The organism is Massilia sp. UYP34 (assembly GCF_056279385.1).
The window spans coordinates 49,871-64,808 of record NZ_JBWBRF010000007.1; the positions used below are offsets into that span (position 1 = coordinate 49,871).

Below are 14,938 nucleotides of genomic sequence, written 5' to 3' on the forward strand. Positions count from 1 at the left end.
GGCGCCGTCACTGTGCGTCGGGTGCGGTGCGAACGTCGAACTCGACCTTCCAGCGCTGGCCGTCACGGGCGACGGCCGCCAGTTCCAGCGTGCCGGTGTCGAGGGCCAGCGCATGCAGCTTGACCTGCACGACGTCGCCGGCCGCATGGCCTTCGGCCGGCAAGGTGGCCTGGATCTCGTTCAGTTCCTGCAGCTCGTCCGGGCCCCAGAATTCGAGCACGTCGCCGATGCGGTCCTGGCGGCGCACGGTGGAGCCGAAGAAGCGGAAGGTCACCGGCTCGCCGATCACCAGGCCGAACTCCTGGCCGGGCAATTCGAGCTCGCTGCCTTCTTCCATGCCGAACGGCGCCACGCACAGGGCTTCCAGCGGCGGCTCCATGCCGGGAATCGCCGGCATCGACGATTCGACGCCGACGTAGTAGGAGCGCGCCGTGCCGCCGCGGATGCGCACGCCGCCGCCGCGCCGCGCGTAGCTGAAATAGGCCGCGCCGCGCGCCACCGCCAGGTCCAGGTCGGCGCCTTCGAGCATGCGCGCGGGCTCTGCGCCTTCCATGTACAGCCAGTCGTTGATGGTGTCCATCACGCGCTGGGCCAGGATGCCGGACTTGAACACGCCGCCGTTGAACAGCACCGCGCTCGGATGCAGGAAAGTATGTTCCGCAGTCACGCGGCCGCTGAAACCTTCGAGGTCGGCGGTGGCGCCGGCCTGGCGCGCCAGGAAGGCGGCCAGGTGGCGCGTGATCGCGGCGTCCTGCGCATACGGCAGGCCGAGCTGGGTCAGGCCGGCGCGGGTGCGCACGGCCGGACGGGCGGAAGCTTCCACGCGCGGGAAGAAGCCGTCGGTGATGAACGACGTGACTTCCTCGCGCGTGAGTTCGGTGCGGATCGAGCCGCCGATCAGCTTCGAGCCGCGGCTCGGCACCACGATCGGATGCGTGGCGGCATGGGGATTGGCCAGCAGTTCTTCCTTGGCGCTGCGGCAGCCGTAGGTGAGGGCGCGCATCTGCCAGGCGTCCAGCTGCGTCCCGTTGGCGGCGAGCTTGCGCGCCACGAAGTGGGCCAGCGCCAGGTCCATATTGTCGCCGCCCAGCAGGATGTGGTCGCCCACGGCCACGCGGTGCGGTTCGAGCTTGCCGTCGCGTTCCAGGATCGCGATCAGCGAGAAGTCGCTGGTGCCGCCGCCGACGTCGACCACCAGGATGATGTCGCCCGGCTGGACCTGCTTGCGCCAGCGGCCGCCGCTGCCCTGGATCCAGCTGTACAGGGCCGCCTGCGGCTCTTCCAGCAGGGTGGGCGCGAAGCCGGCCTGGCGCGCCGCATCAAGAGTGAGTTCGCGCGCGTTGGGATCGAACGAGGCCGGGATGGTGACCGTGACCGATTGCTGGTCGAACGGCGCTTCCGGGTGCGCCGCGTTCCAGGCCTGGCGCAGGTGTTCGAGGTAGCGGGCGGAGGCGGCCAGCGGGGACACGCGCGGCACTTCGTCCGGCGCATCCTGCGGCAGGATCGCGGCGCGGCGGTCCACGCCTGGGTGGCACAGCCAGCTCTTGGCCGACGACACCAGGCGGATCGGCGTCGTGGCGCCGCGGCTGCGCGCCATCTCGCCGGCCACCGCGTTTTCCTCGCCCTGGCTCCAGGGCAGGGCGCGGTCGCCGGCCGGCATCTCGTCCGGGTGCGGCAGGTAGAGGAAGGACGGCAGCAGCGGCAGCGCCTCGATCGTGCCGGGCGCGGTCAGCTGCGGGATAGGCAGCACCGACTCGACGGCCTTCTCGCCGTCGCTGGCCTGCAGGTCCACATACGAAAGGGCGCTGTGGGTGGTGCCCAGGTCGATGCCGATGGCGTAGCGTGGGTTTTCCGGCTGGCTCACAGTTCCACCTCCGCCGGGGCCAGCACGCGCGCGTCGTGGCGCTCGGCCAGTTGCGGCAGCGTGACCTTGGCCGCGCGCCAGCCGCGATGGCTCAAGGTGCCGGTGAACGGCGCCTTGCCGACCACGTTGCCGGTCAGGCGCACGCTGGCGGCGTCGAAGCCTTCGTTCAGGGTGACGCGGCTGCCTTCGGACTCAGGGCGCACCGGCTCGATGGCGAAATGCTCGCGCAGCACGCGCGCGCAGCCTTCGTGCACGACGCGGGCGGCGGCGCCGATATCGGCATCCGAATAGGCGGCGAGGTTTTCGTGGGCGAAGTCGATCAGGCGCGCTTCGCGCTGGAATAGGCTCAGCAGTTGCAGGGCCGAATCCGGGGTCGGGGCGCGCAGTGGCGTCGGGGCCGGAGCTGGCGCTGGAGCCGGAGCCGGAGTCGGGACGGGCGCAGGCGCAGGCGCAGCGGTAGGGCCGACGCCGTCATCGCGCACGCGCGCGGCGAACTCGGCGTCGCCGAGCGACTTGAACAGGGCGCCGAAGGCGATCGACAGACGGCTGAAGAAGCCGGGCAGATTGGAAGGTGTGTTCATTTTTTCTTGATCATCAGGTGCGGGATGGCTGCCTGTCATGTCAGACAACAGAGGACCACCCGGGAAAAGGCGAATCATACCAGTTGGCGCCTGTTTTTCGCGCTGGCAACCGGGGCAAAAGTTTATTCGATGATATGTACGCCGCCCAGCAAGGCCGCCGCATAATCGGTGAAATCGTCGAGGCCGCGCTTGACGATGGTCACCAGCGCCGGCAGCGGCGACGCCTGATGATCCCATTCGGCGCGGCAGAACTCGCCGGTGCGCTTGAGGTCTTCGGCCAGGGCGGGCGCGATCCAGCCGTGTTCGGCCAGCAGGGTAATGACTTCGCGTTCGTCGCGCGGCAGGCCCAGGCGGGCGTTGCCGATCACATAGTCGCCCATCTCGATCGCCGCTTCCCAGGCGCGGATCACGTTCAGGGTGGCGGCGTCCTGGCGCGTGATGTCTTCAGAGAAAGTATTCGGATCTTTTTCATACTCGTCGCGGGCACGCCGGCAGCAGCGTTCGATGGTGCCGGCCTTGCTGACCAGAATGTCGTCATCCATGGCGCCTCCGTGTTCGGTGGTCATCGTGCGCCCACATGGGGCAAACCATGCAGATGGCGCCAGTCGGTCAATAAACAAGGCGCTGAACACGGCGCCGAACACCGCGCGGCGCCGGTCTCGTCGCCTGATGCGACCAAGGTCCAATTGTCCGAACCGTGCGGGCGGTCGAGCATCTGGCAGATAGTCCAGGGAGGTGTCATGAAGCTCGAAGGAAAAGTTGCTGTCATCACCGGCGCCGCCAGCGGCATCGGCAAGGAAATCGCGCTCACCTATGCGCGCGAAGGCGCGCGCGTCGCCATCGCCGACCTGAACCTCGATGCCGCCGAGCTGGCCGCGGCCGGGATCCGCGCCGCCGGCCACGATGCGCTGGGCGTGGGCATGGACGTCGCCAATGAGGCGCAGGTCGATGCCGGCATCAACGCGGTCGTCGCGCAATGGGGCGGCATCGATATCCTGGTGAGCAATGCGGGCATCCAGATCGTGCATCCGATCGAGGCGTTTCCGTATGCCGACTGGCGCAAGATGCTGGCGATTCACCTCGACGGCGCCTTCCTCTCCACGCGCGCCTGCGTGCGGCACATGTACGCGGGCGGCCGTGGCGGCAGCATCATCTATATCGGCTCGGTGCACTCGAAAGAAGCGTCGGTGCTCAAGTCGGCCTATGTCACGGCCAAGCACGGCCTGGAAGGCCTGACCAAGGTCATGGCCAAGGAAGGCGCCAAGCATGGGGTGCGCGCCAACCTGATCGCGCCGGGTTTCGTGCGCACGCCGCTGGTCGACAAGCAGATTCCCGAGCAGGCGCGCGAGCTGGGCATTTCCGAGGAAGAGGTCATCCGGAACGTGATGCTCAAGGAAACCGTCGATGGCGAGTTCACGACGGTCCAGGACGTTGCCCGGGTCGCGCTGTTCTTCGCCACGTTCCCCTCGAATGCGCTCACCGGCCAGTCGCTGATCGTGAGCCATGGGTGGTTCATGGAGTAGACCACGATAGAAAGGGATTGCCCCGTGAACGCACCCTACGAGCTCGATAGCCAGCTCGAAGAACGCCTGTCGAGAAAACTGCTGGATGTGTTCATCCGGGCCGGCATCGTGTTCGGGCTGGCGCTGCTGAGCTACCGCATCTTTTCTCCCTTCCTGTCGCTGATGGCCTGGTCGGTGATCCTGGCGGTGACCTTGTACCCGGCGCACCAGAAGCTGGCGCAGCGCCTGTGGGGCAAGCAGGGACTGGCGGCGACCCTGCTGGTGCTGGTCGTCGTCGTCGCGATCGGGGTGCCCACGGCGATCCTGATGACCTCGCTCGGTGAATCGCTGCAGAACACCGTCGACAGCGTCCGCGCCGGCACCCTGAAGATTCCCGCGCCGTCACCCAACGTGGCCGAATGGCCGTTGATCGGCAAGCGCATCCACGACGTGTGGGCTGAGGCCTCCGCCGACTTGCCGGCGCTGCTGCGCAGCAGGCATGAGCAGGTGGCCGACCTGGCCAGGAGGGCGCTGCAGGCGGTGGCCAGCATCGCCGGCGCGATGCTGCTGCTGCTGTTCTCGTTCATCGTCGCCGGCATCATCATGGCCTGGGGCCGGGCCAGCGCCAACGGCATCCGGGCCATCTTCGTGCGCATGGTGGGCTTCGAGCGCGGCGAAGAGTTCGTCGTGCTGTGCACGGCGACCATCCGCGCGGTGGCCCTGGGCGTGCTGGGCGTGGCCCTGATCCAGGCCATCGTGGTCGGCCTGGTGTTCATCGTCGCCGACGTGCCGTTTGCCGGCCTGCTGTCCCTGCTCGTCCTGGTGCTGGGCATCGTGCAGGTGCCGGCCATCCTGGCGACCTTGCCGGTGATTGTCTATATCTGGACCAGCGGGGACTACGGCAACACGCAGGCGATCACGTATTCCGTGCTGCTGTTGCTCGCCGGCTCGCTCGACAATGTGCTCAAGCCGCTCCTGCTGGGACGCGGCGTGAATGCCCCGATGCCGGTGATCCTGCTCGGCGCCCTGGGCGGCCTGGCCAGCGCCGGCCTGGTGGGCATGTTCGTCGGCGCGGTCTTCCTTGCCCTGAGCTACCAGGCCTTCATGTGGTGGGTGGCGAACAGCCCCGATGCGGTGGCGGCGCCCGCGCCGGCGCCGCCGCCGGAGTAATTGTGTGCGGCGCGCTCGGAAAGCGGTCGGGCAGGGGCGCGCTGGCGCTGGCGGGCGCGGCCCTGCTGGGTGCTTGCACGACGGTCGGGCCCGACTTCGAACGTCCCGCCATGCCGGCCGCGCTGGCTGGCTGGGACGGCGGTTCGCTGGCTTCCCTGAAGCCGCGCGCCGGCGCGCAGGAAAGCGCATCGATCCAGCAATGGTGGCGCGGCTTCGATGACGCCGTGCTCGACGCGCTGATCGCCGAGGCGCAGCGCGTGAACCCGACGGTGCGCGCCGCTGGCCTGCGCATCATGGAAGCACGCGCCGAGCTCGGGATCGCCGGCAGCACACGCTATCCGCAGGGCCAACAGCTCAGGAGCGAGCTGCTGCGCGCGGGACAGCGGCGGGCAGGCGGGCCGGACAGCAGCCTGAGCAACTTCGACACCCATCTCGACATCAGTTGGGAGATCGATTTCTGGGGCAAGTTCAAACGCGGCATCGAGGCGGTCGACGCCGGCTACCTGGCCAGCATCGCCCGCTACGACGACGTGCAGGTCTTGATGGCGGCCCAGGTGGCCAGCCTGTATTGCACGATCCGCACCACCGAGGCGCGGCTGGCGGTCGCGCGCGACAATGCGGCCCTGCAATTGCGCAGCCTGCAGATCACCGAGCTGCTGTTCCGAGGCGGAAACGAAGCCGAGCTCGATGTGCAACAGGCCCGGACCTTGTACCTGGGCACCCTCGCCACGATCCCGCCGCTCGAGATCGCCCAGCGCCAGGCGCAGAATGCCTTGAGCACGCTGCTGGCGCGCGCGCCCGGCCCCCTGCCCGAGATGAGCGCGAGCGCAGACGGGATGGCGCAGGGCGAGCAGCACACGATGATCCGGCTGCCCGTGGACCTGGCGGCCGAGCTGATCACCGAGCTGCCGGCCGATCTGCTGCGGCGCCGGCCGGATGTGCGGGCGGTGGAGATGCAGCTTGCCGCCCAGTCGGCCCTGATCGGCGTGAGCGCGGCCGAGCTCTATCCCTCGATCTCGCTGCTGGGATCGGTGGGCCTGTCGGCCACCTCGCTGGATGGGGCGCCGCGGGTGCTGAACTGGGCGCTCGGGTCGGGCCTGCTGTGGAATGTGTTCGATCACGGCCGGCTGAGCAACGGCGTGCTGGTGCAGGATGCCCGCTTCCAGCAGCTCTACGAGCAATACCAGGGAGCGGTGCTGAATGCGGCGCGCGAGGTCGACGATACGGCCGCCGGCTTTGTCCGGACGGGCGCGCAGATCGTGCTGCTGGCCGATGGCGTCAAGGCCGCCCGGCGTTCGCTCGATATCGCCAGCTTTCAGTATCGCGAGGGCCTGACCGATTTCCAGCGCGTGCTCGATTCCCAGCGCGTCCTGTATAGCCAGCAGGAGCTCCTGGTCACGACCCAGGGCAGTCTGGCGCAGAACCTGATCGCCCTCTATAAAGCCATGGGCGGCGGCTGGGAGCAGGGCAGGCGCCGCCCGCCCGTGGATGAGGCGACCCGCGCCGTCATGGAACGGCGCAGCGACTGGAAGGACATCCTGCGCGCGCCCTTGCCGGCGCCCGGCGCCGAGGGCGCGCCGGGCGGGGAGCACCGGCCATGAACCTTGATCCGGTCAAGCTGGAACAGGCGGCGCCGCCCGGCGACGCGGCGCCGGCGCCCGTTCCGGCATCCGCGCCGGCGCCGGCGCGGACGGGCAGGAAAAGCCGGCTGGGGTTGATCGTCGTGCTGGTGCTGATCGCGGTCAGCCTGGGCTGGTATCTGGTGGCGGATCGCCTGACGCCGTACACCTCGCAGGCCCGGGTGCAAGCCTTCGTGGTGCCGGTGGCGTCCGAGGTGACGGGCATGGTGCACGAGGTCTACGTCAAGAACAACGACGAAGTGGAGGAAGGGCAACTCCTGTTCCATATCGACCCCAGCACCTACCACATCGCCCTGCGGCGCAGCCTGGCGGACTATGAATCGGTGCGGCGTTCGGTGAATGCCTCGGCGCTGGCGGTCAAGGCGGCCGAGGCGGCGCTGCAGGCCGCCAGGGCCGTGCATGTGTTCGCTCGCCAGGATGCGGGCCGGATGGAACAGATCTTTGCCGAAGACCCCGGCGCGCTGTCGATCCGCCGGGTCCAGAATGCGCGCGCTTCGCTGGCCACGGCGCGCAGCCAGGAAATCGCCGCCGAGGCGGAACTGCGCCGCGCCGAAGAGGCGGCCGGCGAGCCCGGAGAGCGCAATGCGCAGCTGCTCAGCGCCCGCTCGGCGGTCGAGAAGGCCGTGCTCGATCTGCAGCGTACGGCCGTGACCGCGCCCGCGCGCGGCCTGGTGACCGACTTGCGCACCGATGTCGGCCAGGTCTTGCAGGCCGGTGCGGCGGCGATGACGCTGATCGCCGTCCACGACCTCTGGATCAGCGCCGACATGACCGAGAATAACCTCGGCAATATCGCGCCGGGCGACGAGGTCGCCATCGTGCTCGACGTCTTGCCGGGCAGGGTATTGAAGGGCCGGGTGCGCAGCGTGGGCAGCGGGGTCAATGCGGGCCGGCAGCCCCAGGCCGGCACCTTGCCCGAGATCGACAACAGCCGCGACTGGCTGCGTCAGGCGCAGCGCTTCCCGGTCGCCGTGGAGTTCGACCCTTCCGAACACGCGCAGCTGCGCGCGGCCAGGATCGGCGGGCAGGCCGACGTGCTGGTGTATACGGACGACTACACCGTGATGAACTGGCTGGGCGCCGTCTTCATCCGCCTGATGAGCTACCTTTCCTACATTTATTGACGATGGAGCGCGCTGACAAGGCGGTCTTGCGGCTGGCGATCGGCCTGGCGCTGGCCGTGCTGCTCGCCTATGGCCTGGCGCTGCCGTCGCCGTTCGTGCTGTGCGTCGTGACCGTGCTGATGTTGAGTAAACCCGGGCCGCCGATCCCCTTGCTCAAGGGCATGGTGGTGGCGCTGCTGGTCGCCGCGGTGCTGGCGGCCGGCGTGCTGATGGTGCCGCTGCTGGAGCATTACGCCAGCGTCGCGCTGGTGTTGACGGCATTGCTGCTGTACGCGGTCTTCCTCGCCGGCCTGCGCAGCGGCAGCCCGCTGGCGATCATCGTGGTGATTGCCCTCACGGTGATACCGGTGGCCGGCGTGGCCGACCAGGCCCTGGCGCTGGCGCTCGGCACCGCCATCGCGCTGGGGCTCGGTGTCGGCGTGCTGGTCGGCAGCCTGTCGCACGCCTTGTTCCCGGAAACGGCGGACCCCGCCGCCAGGCCGGCGCCCCCGGCCGCGGCCGCGCACACGGCCCGATGGCGCGCCGCGCAGGCGACGCTGGTGGTCATGCCGGTGCTGGTGCTGGCCCTGATCAACCCGGCCTTCTATCTGGCCGCCATCATCAAGGCGGTGATGCTGGGCCAGCAGGCCGGCTCCACCGGCGCCCGCTCGGCGGGGCGGGTGCTGGTCGGCTCGACCCTGGCGGGCGCGGGCATGGCGGCCCTGGCCTGGTTCGGCCTGGCGGTGTTGCCGACCCTGTGGATGCTGGTGCTGTGGATGGCCGCCGCCGCGTTCTGGAGCGGGGCCCGGATCTTCGGCGTCACGCGCTCGGCGCTGCCATCCTCGTTCTGGAGCAATGCCCTGGTGACCATGCTGATCCTGCTGGGCCCGGCCATCGAGGATAGCGTGGTGGGGAAGGACGTCGGCCACGCCTCGCTCGTGCGGGTGAGCCTGTTCATCGCGCTCGCGCTGTATGCCTGGGCCATCGTGTGGGCGCTGGAAGGCTGGCGCGCATCGAGGACTGCGGCTCGGGAGGAGCGAATGACGAGATGAAGCCGCTGAGGGACGTTTAATTTTAGTCAATACCAGTTACCCAATTGGTATAGCCAAAATGAATAGGTCTTGCCAAACGCGGCGCCAGCTAGTACTGTATGTTTATACAGTATTTGTCTGATAAGCCCGACATGACACACTCCGCCATCCTTGCCGCACCCGAGGCAGTGCACCCATCGCTGTGGCGCGCGTCGCAGCTGGCGCATGCCGGCACGCGCTGTGTCGATACCGGCCACGCGACGCTGTCGAGCCAGCTTCCCGGCGGCGGCTGGCCGGGCGGCACCCTGGTCGACCTGCACTTGCAGCAGCCCGGCATCGGCGAGATGCGCCTGCTGCGGCCGGCCCTGGCCGCCTGTGCCGAACGCCGCATCGTGCTGCTGCAGCCGCCCCATCCACCCCAGGCCCTGGCGCTTGCCGCGCTCGGCCTGGAGCCGTCCCAGCTATTGTGGTTGCGCACGACGCGCACCGCGGACGCGCTATGGGCAGCCGAGCAGGTGTTGCGCAGCGGCAGTTGCGGCGCCTTGTTGTTCTGGGCCAACCATATGCGTAACGACAATCTGCGCCGCCTGCACCTGGCGGCGCAAGGCGGCGAAACGCTGTTTTTCATGCTCCGTCCGCTGGCGGCGGCGCAAGACGCATCCCCCGCGCCTTTGCGTCTTGCGTTGCGGCCGGCGGCCGGCGGCATGAATATCGACTTCGTCAAACGCCGGGGGCCGAACTTTTGCTAGTGATTAGTATAATATTTCTTTGAATTCAAGAGCTTACCGTCATTATTATCATATCTTAGGATTTTGTTGTAAATTCGATAGCTTTGTGGAGCGCAGTTCCGAATCCCGCGCGGAACACGATCTGGCCAGATTCGGTTGTCACGCGTCCTGCTTTGTCTAGTTTCCAGCCCCAATGCGCCATCGTGGAAGTACTTATTGCATCGCTGAGTGCGCTTACTTCCTGCAGGGTGAAGAGCAACTTTTCCCCTTCCATCGTCTCCTGAGCGACTGGGCGGATGTCGTTATCGAGGGTTAGCACAGCGTTTTGATTCGCCAGGTTCCTGGCGGCCAAGAGTTGGCCGCGGAGGCATGTTAATTCTGCCAGCATCAGCCGAATTCTCGCTTTAAGGACTGGGTCATGTGTACCTTCGAGGAGGCGGTCGGCATCACTGTGTTCAGGTTCACGTTTCTTCTTGCTGAATCCTTGTACTGACTCAGCAAATGCCTTGATCAACGCACGGTAATCTTCGCCCGGCTTGTTCCGAATCGCGGCGCTGGAAGGGCCACCACGCGCGCTGGAAAGTGCTCCTATCGTGGCGATCGAGTAGTCTCTGCTACCTCGCGTAGCTTGTTCGTTACAGATGGTATAGATCAGCTGTAATGACTGCGCCTTCCGTGGTGTTGCATGCTTACACAACTCTGCCAGGAACAAATTTGGATCTATCTTCATTGGGTGCTTCCTGCAAAACCGAGACCTGGTGTCTGTTTTTTTACTAGTAACGCCATTTTCAGCGGGTTACCAATTTGCTGTTTCAGCATTGTGTCTATCTCATCAAGCATTCCGGTTGCCTGAAGCATCCTGGAGCCGTCCAGGACACGCTGGGATTCCACGGAACCGAGTCGAGCATAGAGAAAATTCACGAATTCGTTGCCGACCGCGAGCGCTTGGTCGTCTGTCAGGGTGGCGAATACTGGATGCCTTTCGTTCCTCGCGAGCATAGCGTCCAGTAAACGGCCCCGCCTTAGCGTTGCGTATGGGACCGTTGGTGCGGGGTACACCGTGGCATGCTGACAGACGTTATTGAATAATTCAAATTCCGTTGCTTTTTCCAGAGCGGTGCTAATGTCAGTAATATCGCCCCCTGCAAGGAGTCGAACGGCAGAGCCAATGTGCTCCGCAAGTGGCTCCGTGTTGATCAATGCTTTAGCTCGCTCAATCATGGAGTAGGTGGAGTGCCAATTATGGGAGACATCGTCCAGATCCGTTAAGGCCGATTCGCGCCGCCCATACAGAGCATCAAGCTTTCTCGATGCTTTCTGGTCGCTTTCGCTATTCTCGGCCATCATATTTTCTAATTCGATAATGCTGTTTTCCATCTGCCGAAGCTGAGTGCTAGCATCCATGATCTCGATACCGATCGAGTTAAAATGCGCCACAAGTCCGCCAAGAAAGGCAGGGCCGGAGATGAAGAAGCGGCACCGGATGCAGTTCCTCGGCCCGCCTGGGGTAGCCTGATAATCGTGCCGGTTATTCTCGCCAGTGACTTTTGGGCCGCCTGTCGCGCACATGCTCCCGCCAACAGGGCAAATTCCCAGATCCCCTACGAGCCAAGCGGTGGGACTGTTCTTTTGCAAAGCATGTAGACCAATTTGGTTGTTACTCGCAACCACCGACTCTGCCTGCTTCAAATTACAGTCTTGAAGAAAGCGAAGATAGTTTTCTTTCTCCCGACTCAATATGCGTTCTTGTGCTTCAGCTAACTTTTGCGAAATATAGGAAGCTTCAGGCTTAAGATAGTAGAGGGTCATCAGGATTGTAGCGTGTCCCGCTACGCATTTGCTGAGAATAGCGAGGGGCACGCCGCCCTCTACTGACAAAGCCGTGAGGATCGAAACTCGTAGCGAGTGCAGGTCGAACGAAGGAACCATAGGTCTTCCGTCTTTACCACGCGAATCGATAAACCGAATCGGTTGCCCGTTCGGGAGAACTTCGCCTCGTGCGGCAACCCGTCTTTCGAGTTCGTCGAGGAGCTTCCGCCAAAAATGAGCTAACCTGGAAGACGTTATAGGCTGGTCTTTACGTGACTTGTTTGGGTCGCGAAATAGAAAGCATGTCGAGCCACGAGCTTTGAGTTGCGCTTCAGTAAAATTACGAATGTAAATTGGGTTGGTGAGGTCCGACCAACGGGTGGGCTCAAAGATCGGGTTGTACGTCGACTGCCACTCGATCATTCTTTGCACTAGCGATATGACCTCGTCGTGCTGCCATGGGATTTCGTAACCACGGTCTTTACCATCCTTAAAGCGATCAGCCGTCTTGTTGGTGTTGACATAAAATCCTACAAAATCGCTACCCAGTGTTCGATCTCGAAAGCGGCGCAACACACCGTTTGGGAAGTTGCGCGCACCCGTTGACGCAGCAGGACCTGTATTCGCTACCCAACGCTTATCTTGATAAATTTCGGTATCAGCCTCGCCACTGTCCAACATCGTTACTTGATAAGTTCGCAGAGGTAAATAAAGCTTCATGAGTATCGCGTGCGAGCGTACTGGGCTCCATACCTTGATCCATAAATCGGAGACCGTGTCATAGTGTTTTATATAGTCCTCGGACGATTGCTTTGGCCATTCGAAGTCGTTATCGGTTATTAAATGGATCAGCTCGTTAATGTATTTGATCGGCAATGCTTCTCTAGCTGTTTCTGAGCGGTGCTTCAACTCCTTGCGTCGAACCACCGGGTTATAAAACTCTGGGCTGCGAACAGGACGGCCGTAATCGTCCTCCATGCAGAGTTTGACATCAACGTACCAATCGAAGAAGACCGCGATGCGCGAAAGGCGTTGAGCAGTCGTGGATATATCAAGGCCTCTTGTCTCCAGCCAATCTTCTAGACGTACAGAAATGTGGTGCTGACGCGATACGTACTCTAACGGGTTTCGTGTGACGGTCGGATTTTCCTCAAGATATCGCATAAATACCGTGAGACCATCGCGCTTTGATCCAAGCCCACCAGTCACTGCATTTGACAACCATGAGAGCATCAGTTGCTGCCACTGCTCTAGAGTAGGATCGCGCGCGACGAAATCGGAAAAATCAAGCATTCGTTTCGTCCTGCCTCGTCCGAGATTCCAGTCGTGCTCGGTAAAAATCGCTTTCCCGCCGTAAATTCGTTTCTGTATTTTGAGAAGGGGCCGGATTGCACCGGCCGAATTCCCGGTTGTATATTCCAGCGCTTCCTGTTGCACAGTCGTTGGCGTTAGGTCACCTATTTCTTTTACGCCGATACAGGTCATTGCTACCCGCCATATACGAAGTGCCGCGCCACTGCGTGCGACATCGTATGACATTTCGCTAGCTGCCTTAATCTCGCGAATCCACTCCATGCGAGGATATACGACTAATTTGTCCATAGTTATGGAGGCCCTGCGGCCAAACGGCGAGTGTGATGGGGCTGCGAGCAGATCCTCTTGCCAAAGGGTGTGGGTTAATTGAAAAAATCGGGTACGTAACCCGATCCGCGTAATATATTCTCGGTCCGAATCCTTTGCATCTACGATCATTGAAACAAGATCGTTGAATGCTGTAATAAAATCTGCCGTTTGCGTTGCTGAAGAAATTGCTTCCAAAGCTACATGAAACCTGCTGGCGCGTATTCGTTTGCCGGAATCACTTTGAGCGCACGCTTGCGTTAGTTCATTACAGAGCCGTGCAGCTTTGTTTACGTCGAAATTAGGTCCCAATAAGAACGCATCGATACTGTTGTTTCTAATCATCCTATTTCCGGTTATCTCGGAAACTACGATCGTGAAGTCGTCTGATTGAATGAAGGTTCGGGTCATGCTTCTGGATTCCAAGTGGAAGGAGAAATGAAGGTCGGGCTCAGCTTCGCACTTGCGTTGCGCAGCTCGCGGTTAGTTTTCTCAACAGAAGCTTCTTTGTAGATCTGTTGTGATTCTGGGGATTTATGGTGCATAGCGGCCTGGATAACTTCGCTGGAGACGCCAGCGTCTGTCATACTTTGTGCATATGCATGGCGGTGCCCGTGCGGTGTCGTTCCCGAGTTTTTGGAAGGGGTTAGCCCTATGCGCCTGACTGCTTTTCCATGGAGTTGTCGGTATGCACCAATCGTATAGGGAGCATCTTTGACATCTTCTTTTGCGCTGACAAATAAATATGGATGCAAAGCATGTCGGCTGCGAGAATTCATGATGTAATTCTTGAACAAGATAAGAAACGCCTCGCCCCAGTATGTGGGAAACCAATGAATCAGCGCATATTTCTCTCTGCCGTTACTTAGTTTTAGATCTTTCCAGCCTGCATGGAAGCGTCCTTGAACGGTATTCCTTGGTTGCAGGCCCCATTTGACACGGAGGTATTCTTCTCTGTTTGCAGGGATGAGCTTGCCGGTGATCGGGTCAATATAGTCGTGTGGGGCTGATCCGTATTGTGGGTGGTACAGGCGGACCATCGCTGACTTAGGATTTTGTGGATCGATCAGGACGTCACTGACAAATAGGTGAAACGGTTCCGATTCGCGCAGTCCGCCCCCTTGCAAAAGCATTGTGATCATGATATCCCGGACGTGTATATTCTCATGCATGTTTCTTAAGCGTTGGTTGCCGCGGATTAGAAACCCGTCGGTCAGAAGTTCGTTTAATTTCTCTTCCGGAAAATGTTTGGCTGTCGATGTCTCGTGCACAAGCGACCGCTGCCTTATCGCAACAGTGCGTGAAAACTTTGATCGGGCTTGGATTGCCTCTCGATCGAACGTATGGGCGAGCAGTGCATGCGCACGTCGCTCGTCAAAGCGACGCCAATATGCTATCTGCTCTGCGTATGAGGCAGTACGCCAAGGATTGATTGGTTTTGTGTCGTAGCGCTGTACTAGCCAATCGGAAAAGCCAGTTAGAAGCGTTAGGAGAAGTTTTGCGCGTGCGTTTGTTTTTGACGTCCAGAACAGGCCTGATGAATCCGTCCCATCGAGCTCGATTGTTCCGCCAATTAGTACTTCGGCAAATTCAGCAAGAAGTTGGGGCCTGTCTAGTTGAGACTTGAAATGCTGTTGATTCGACTTTATGAAATCTACAAACAACCCTACAGCTCTGCAAAGCTCACGCTGCCATGCCAAAGAACGGCTACTAGCGTTTTCAAGGATATATTTAACTAAAGGCAGCATCGGGTCGCTGCTGCCGTCGTCGTCGGTCAGAATATATAAGACATATATTCTTCGACTAGGCTGGGCGGGTCGTTTTATTAGTGTGCTGGCAACGGTATGGTAGCGTGCGGTTTCTCGTCGGATCATCAGGGGCAAACATAAG

At 62.2% G+C, this 14,938-nt stretch carries 12 protein-coding genes; 6 read left to right on the forward strand and 6 right to left on the reverse strand.

Features of this window, described 5'->3' with window-relative positions; genetic code table 11:
• Positions 1–7: 7 nt before the first annotated feature.
• The 3 genes from ACZ9AQ_RS13275 to hepT all read right to left on the reverse strand — a co-directional run bounded on the left by ACZ9AQ_RS13275 (position 8) and on the right by hepT (position 2,987).
• The gene (locus ACZ9AQ_RS13275; protein ID WP_429203746.1) at positions 8–1,864 is read right to left on the reverse strand and encodes an Hsp70 family protein; all 1,857 of its coding nucleotides are present in this window, start codon (positions 1,862–1,864) and stop codon (positions 8–10) included.
• Complete coding sequence (locus ACZ9AQ_RS13280; RefSeq protein WP_429203747.1) at positions 1,861–2,445, reverse strand: DUF2760 domain-containing protein; 585 nt, start codon at positions 2,443–2,445, stop codon at positions 1,861–1,863. The genes ACZ9AQ_RS13275 and ACZ9AQ_RS13280 overlap by 4 nt, the downstream gene beginning before the upstream one ends.
• Before the next feature lie 122 nt (positions 2,446–2,567).
• Complete coding sequence (gene hepT / locus ACZ9AQ_RS13285) at positions 2,568–2,987, reverse strand: type VII toxin-antitoxin system HepT family RNase toxin (protein WP_429203748.1); 420 nt, start codon at positions 2,985–2,987, stop codon at positions 2,568–2,570.
• 198 nt (positions 2,988–3,185) lie between these two features.
• Between hepT and ACZ9AQ_RS13290 the strand changes: the two genes are divergently transcribed.
• The 6 genes from ACZ9AQ_RS13290 to imuA all read left to right on the forward strand — a co-directional run bounded on the left by ACZ9AQ_RS13290 (position 3,186) and on the right by imuA (position 9,640).
• Positions 3,186–3,968 carry a 3-hydroxybutyrate dehydrogenase gene (locus ACZ9AQ_RS13290; protein ID WP_429203749.1) on the forward strand — a complete coding sequence of 261 codons (783 nt, stop codon included), beginning with the start codon at positions 3,186–3,188 and terminating at the stop codon, positions 3,966–3,968.
• Positions 3,969–3,992: 24 nt separating this feature from the next.
• Positions 3,993–5,117, forward strand: coding sequence for an AI-2E family transporter (locus tag ACZ9AQ_RS13295; protein WP_429203750.1), 1,125 nt, complete (start codon positions 3,993–3,995; stop codon positions 5,115–5,117).
• A 2-nt stretch (positions 5,118–5,119) separates the two neighbouring features.
• Positions 5,120–6,718: an efflux transporter outer membrane subunit gene (locus ACZ9AQ_RS13300; protein WP_429203751.1), complete on the forward strand. Its 1,599-nt coding sequence runs from the start codon at positions 5,120–5,122 to the stop codon at positions 6,716–6,718.
• Positions 6,715–7,881, forward strand: a complete 1,167-nt coding sequence (locus ACZ9AQ_RS13305; RefSeq protein ID WP_429203752.1) for an HlyD family secretion protein — start codon at positions 6,715–6,717, stop codon at positions 7,879–7,881. Before ACZ9AQ_RS13300 ends, ACZ9AQ_RS13305 begins: the two co-directional genes overlap by 4 nt.
• A gap of 2 nt (positions 7,882–7,883) precedes the next feature.
• Positions 7,884–8,912: a DUF2955 domain-containing protein gene (locus ACZ9AQ_RS13310; protein WP_429203753.1), complete on the forward strand. Its 1,029-nt coding sequence runs from the start codon at positions 7,884–7,886 to the stop codon at positions 8,910–8,912.
• A 131-nt stretch (positions 8,913–9,043) separates the two neighbouring features.
• The gene (imuA, locus tag ACZ9AQ_RS13315) at positions 9,044–9,640 is read left to right on the forward strand and encodes a translesion DNA synthesis-associated protein ImuA (RefSeq protein WP_429203754.1); all 597 of its coding nucleotides are present in this window, start codon (positions 9,044–9,046) and stop codon (positions 9,638–9,640) included.
• Positions 9,641–9,695: 55 nt separating this feature from the next.
• Here the strand turns inward: imuA and gmtX are convergent, their stop codons facing one another.
• Genes gmtX through gmtY form a run of 3 tightly spaced genes read right to left on the reverse strand, consistent with a single transcriptional unit; the run spans position 9,696 to position 14,922 of the window.
• On the reverse strand, positions 9,696–10,349 hold the full coding sequence (gmtX, locus tag ACZ9AQ_RS13320; protein WP_429203755.1) for a gamma-mobile-trio protein GmtX: 654 nt from the start codon (positions 10,347–10,349) through the stop codon (positions 9,696–9,698).
• The gene (gene gmtZ, locus ACZ9AQ_RS13325) at positions 10,346–13,459 is read right to left on the reverse strand and encodes a gamma-mobile-trio integrase GmtZ (RefSeq protein WP_429203756.1); all 3,114 of its coding nucleotides are present in this window, start codon (positions 13,457–13,459) and stop codon (positions 10,346–10,348) included. The genes gmtX and gmtZ overlap by 4 nt, the downstream gene beginning before the upstream one ends.
• Complete coding sequence (gene gmtY / locus ACZ9AQ_RS13330; RefSeq protein ID WP_429203937.1) at positions 13,456–14,922, reverse strand: gamma-mobile-trio recombinase GmtY; 1,467 nt, start codon at positions 14,920–14,922, stop codon at positions 13,456–13,458. The genes gmtZ and gmtY overlap by 4 nt, the downstream gene beginning before the upstream one ends.
• Between the last annotated feature and the right edge of the window lie 16 nt (positions 14,923–14,938).

Coding starts and splice junctions, on each gene's coding strand:
- gmtX (WP_429203755.1), bottom strand. CDS start 10,349: ATGAAGATAGATCCAAATTTGTTCCTGGCAGAGTTGTGTAAGCATGCA.
- ACZ9AQ_RS13280 (WP_429203747.1), bottom strand. CDS start 2,445: ATGAACACACCTTCCAATCTGCCCGGCTTCTTCAGCCGTCTGTCGATC.
- hepT (WP_429203748.1), bottom strand. CDS start 2,987: ATGGATGACGACATTCTGGTCAGCAAGGCCGGCACCATCGAACGCTGC.
- ACZ9AQ_RS13290 (WP_429203749.1), top strand. CDS start 3,186: ATGAAGCTCGAAGGAAAAGTTGCTGTCATCACCGGCGCCGCCAGCGGC.
- imuA (WP_429203754.1), top strand. CDS start 9,044: ATGACACACTCCGCCATCCTTGCCGCACCCGAGGCAGTGCACCCATCG.
- gmtY (WP_429203937.1), bottom strand. CDS start 14,922: ATGATCCGACGAGAAACCGCACGCTACCATACCGTTGCCAGCACACTA.
- ACZ9AQ_RS13305 (WP_429203752.1), top strand. CDS start 6,715: ATGAACCTTGATCCGGTCAAGCTGGAACAGGCGGCGCCGCCCGGCGAC.
- gmtZ (WP_429203756.1), bottom strand. CDS start 13,459: ATGACCCGAACCTTCATTCAATCAGACGACTTCACGATCGTAGTTTCC.
- ACZ9AQ_RS13310 (WP_429203753.1), top strand. CDS start 7,884: ATGGAGCGCGCTGACAAGGCGGTCTTGCGGCTGGCGATCGGCCTGGCG.